We start from the raw sequence: 3549 nt of genomic DNA, 5'->3' as shown, positions 1-3549 counted from the left end.
TCGATGGAAACGTCCGCCGCGTTCACCACCGACAGCGCGGTGTACAGGCGCTTGAGCGCGGCGCGCGCGTCGTCCAGATGGGCGTCGCTGTGGTTGAGCGGACTGCGGTAGTGGGCCCGCAGCATGAAAAAGCGCACCGTCTCGGCGTCGTACTTCTGCAGCACCTCGCGGATGGTGAAGAAGTTGCCCAGGCTCTTGGACATCTTCTCGTTGTCGACGTTGACAAAGCCGTTGTGCATCCACACCGCGGCCAGCGGCACGCCGTTGGCGCCCTCGCTCTGCGCGATCTCGTTTTCGTGGTGCGGGAACTGCAGGTCGGCGCCGCCGCCATGGATGTCGAAGGTCTTGCCGAGCAGCGCGCAGGCCATGGCCGAGCACTCGATGTGCCAGCCCGGACGGCCGCGACCATAGGGCGAGTCCCACTGGGCGTCGGCGGGTTCGTCGGGCTTGGCGGCCTTCCAGAGAACGAAGTCCAGCGGGTCGCCCTTGCCCTGGGCCACGGCCACGCGCTCGCCCGCCTGGAGTTCGTCGAGCGTCTTGCCGGAGAGCTTGCCGTAGCCAGGGAAGCGGCGCACCGCGTAGTTCACGTCGCCGTCGGCCGCGCGGTAGGCCAGTTGCTTGTCTTCGAGCGTGCGCACGATGTCGAGCATCTGCGGCACGTAGTCGGTGGCGCGCGGGTCGTGCGTGGGGCGCGCGATGCCCAGGGCATCGAAGTCCTGGTACATGGCGGCGATCATGCGGTCGGTGAGGCCGCGCACCGTCTCGCCGTTCTGCACCGCGCGGCGGATGATCTTGTCGTCGATGTCGGTGATGTTGCGCACGAAGGTGACGCGGTAGCCGCTGGCCTCGAGCCAGCGGCGAGCCACGTCGAAGGCGATGTTGGAGCGGGCGTGGCCCACGTGGCACAGGTCGTAGACCGTGATGCCGCAAACGTACATGCGCACGTGGCCGGGCTCGATGGGCGCGAAAGGCTCGAGCCGGCGCGTGAGGGTGTTGTGGATATGCAGGGTCATCGCAAGGCGCAGGGCAGGCGCGGTGCCGACCGCTTCCAACCACGCTCGCCAGCGCGGCGCCTCACGGGTCCGGCGCCCCGCAGGCACGGTCTGAAACGACCGGCTCGCCGGTACCCCTCAGATACAATGCGTCAGTATATCGACGCCCATCCCGCGCACGCACGCACCGAAGGGCGCCACTGGTCGGGCATCCGCTTCGCCCGGCGCATCCCATGAGGTTCCATGTCTCACCGAGCTTCACCGCTGGACCGCGCCGTCCTCGCTTGTTTCCGTGGTTTCACCCGAGCGCTGCTGGTCGGCCTGGCCGCCGCCCTGCCCTGGCTGGCGCAGGCCCAGTCGCCCAGCATCCCCGCGCCCTCGGCCTATGACGAGGTCTCGCGCCTCATGCGCGCCCAGCAGCTGGACCAGGCCCTGAGCCGCGCGCAGGACTACCTGCGCGGCAACCCGCGCGACCCGCAGATGCGCTTCCTGCTGGGCGTGGCGCAGAACCAGAAGGGCGACAGCGCGGCCGCGCTCGAGACCTTCACCAACCTCACGCAGGACAACCCCGAGCTGCCCGAGCCGCACAACAACCTGGCCGTGCTGCACGCCGCGGCCGGCCGCTACGACGAAGCCCGCGTCGCGCTGGAGGCCGCGATCCGCGCCAACCCGCGCTACGCCGTGGCGCTGGAGAACCTGGGCGACGTGTATGCGCGGCTGGCCGAGCGCGCCTGGCAGCGCGCGCGCGACGTCGACGCGCAGAACCCGCGCCTGGCACCCAAACTCAAAGCCGTGCAGAGCCTGCTGGCCACCACCCCCCGCTGAGGATTTCTCCCATGACATTGCACCGACGCGGCTTCGCCCGCCTGGCCACCGCCCTGACCACCAGTCTGGCGCTCGCGCTGGCCTTCACCGCCCGGGCCCAGGACAGCAAGGCACCGCGCGTGCGCCTGTCCACCTCGCTCGGCGACATCGTCGTCGAGCTCGACCCCGCCAAGGCGCCGAAGACGGTCGAGAACTTCCTGCAGTACGTCAAGGACAAGCACTACGACGGCACGGTGTTCCACCGCGTGATGGGCAACTTCATGATCCAGGGCGGCGGCTTCACGGCCGACATGCAGCAAAAACCCACGCGCGCGCCCGTGCCGCTCGAGGCCGGCAACGGCCTGAAGAACGACCGCGGCGCCATCGCCATGGCGCGCACCGGCAACCCCGACTCGGCCACCTCGCAGTTCTTCATCAACGTCGTGAACAACCCGGGCCTCAACGCGCCCTCGCCCGACGGCCACGGCTACACCGTGTTCGGCAAGGTGGTCGCCGGCATGGACGTGGTCGACAAGATTCGCGCGGTGCCCACCGGCAACCGCGGCATGCACCAGAACGTTCCGCAGACCCCCGTCACCATCGTCAAAGCCAGCCTGGAGAAATGAACATGGCCAATCCGAAAGTCGAACTGCACATCGCCGGCATGGGCGTCATCACGCTCGAACTCGATGCCGAGAAGGCGCCGCAGTCCACCGCCAACTTCCTGGCCTATGTGAACAAGGGCCACTACGACAACACCGTGTTCCACCGCGTCATCCCCGGCTTCATGATCCAGGGCGGCGGCTTCGAACCCGGCATGAACCAGAAGCCCACCGACAAGCCGATCCAGAACGAGGCCAACAACGGCCTCAAGAACGACGTCTACACCGTGGCCATGGCGCGCACCAGCGACCCGCACTCGGCCACCGCGCAGTTCTTCATCAACGTCACCAACAACGGCTTCCTCAACCACACCGCGCCCAGCGCGCAGGGCTGGGGCTACGCCGTGTTCGGCAAGGTGGTCGCGGGCAGCGAGATCGTCAAGCAGATCGAGGGCGCGCCCACGGGCCGCCGCGGCTTCCACGACGATGTGCCGAAGACCGACGTCGTGATCGAGAAAGCGGTCGCCGTCTGAGCGACCGGCCCACGCCCATGACCGAGCGCTTCCCCGAGTTGGTGGCGCCCGCGTCGTGGCGATCCGTCGAGCTGATCTCCGATCTGCACCTGCACGCGGGCGATCCGGCCACACACGCCGCCTGGCTCGCCTACCTCGCGCGCGCGCCCCGGCCCGACGCGCTCTTCATCCTGGGTGACCTGTTCGAGGTCTGGGTCGGCGACGACCTGCTCGCGCCCGACGAGGCCCACGACGACGCCGACCGCCGCTTCTGGCGCGGCTGCGCACAGGCCCTGAGCGGCTTCGCCCGCCACACCCCCACCTTCTTCATCGCCGGCAACCGCGATTTCCTGCTCGGCCCCGAGGGCCTGGCCGCCTGCGGCATGACGGCCCTGCACGACCCCACCGTGCTGGTGTTCGCCGGTCAGCGCTGGCTGCTCAGCCACGGCGACGCGCTGTGCCTGGCCGACACCGACTACCAGGGCTTTCGCGCCCAGGTGCGCGGCGCCGATTGGCAGCGCGACTTCCTTGCCCGCCCCCTGGTCGAACGCCAGGCCATCGCGCGCGATCTGCGCGCGCGCAGCGAGGCGCGCAAGCGCAGCCTGGGCCCCGACCCCGGACTGTGGGCGGACGTGGACG

At 69.3% G+C, this 3549-nt stretch carries 5 protein-coding genes; 4 read left to right on the top strand and 1 reads right to left on the bottom strand.

Annotation, left to right across the window (positions count from 1 at the left end; all coding sequences use genetic code 11):
* The coding region (gene cysS / locus BGO22_RS03555; protein WP_286849003.1) for a cysteine--tRNA ligase at window positions 1-1013 on the bottom strand (1013 nt) is incomplete at its 3' end.
* Window positions 1014-1235: 222 nt separating this feature from the next.
* Between cysS and BGO22_RS03550 the strand changes: the two genes are divergently transcribed.
* From BGO22_RS03550 to BGO22_RS03535, 4 genes are all read left to right on the top strand, one after another.
* Window positions 1236-1817, top strand: coding sequence for a tetratricopeptide repeat protein (locus BGO22_RS03550; RefSeq protein WP_070398072.1), 582 nt, complete (start codon window positions 1236-1238; stop codon window positions 1815-1817).
* Between the two features lie 11 nt (window positions 1818-1828).
* Complete coding sequence (locus BGO22_RS03545; RefSeq protein WP_070398073.1) at window positions 1829-2422, top strand: peptidylprolyl isomerase; 594 nt, start codon at window positions 1829-1831, stop codon at window positions 2420-2422.
* A 2-nt stretch (window positions 2423-2424) separates the two neighbouring features.
* Window positions 2425-2931 carry a peptidylprolyl isomerase gene (locus BGO22_RS03540; protein WP_070398074.1) on the top strand — a complete coding sequence of 169 codons (507 nt, stop codon included), beginning with the start codon at window positions 2425-2427 and terminating at the stop codon, window positions 2929-2931.
* A gap of 17 nt (window positions 2932-2948) precedes the next feature.
* Window positions 2949-3549 (top strand): UDP-2,3-diacylglucosamine diphosphatase (locus BGO22_RS03535; RefSeq protein WP_286848998.1); only part of this gene is annotated, 601 nt, incomplete at its 3' end.

Source organism: Hydrogenophaga sp. 70-12, assembly GCF_001897365.1.
Taxonomy (GTDB): Bacteria; Pseudomonadota; Gammaproteobacteria; order Burkholderiales; family Burkholderiaceae_C; genus Hydrogenophaga; species Hydrogenophaga borbori.
This window is presented reverse-complemented; position numbering and strand designations above follow the sequence as displayed.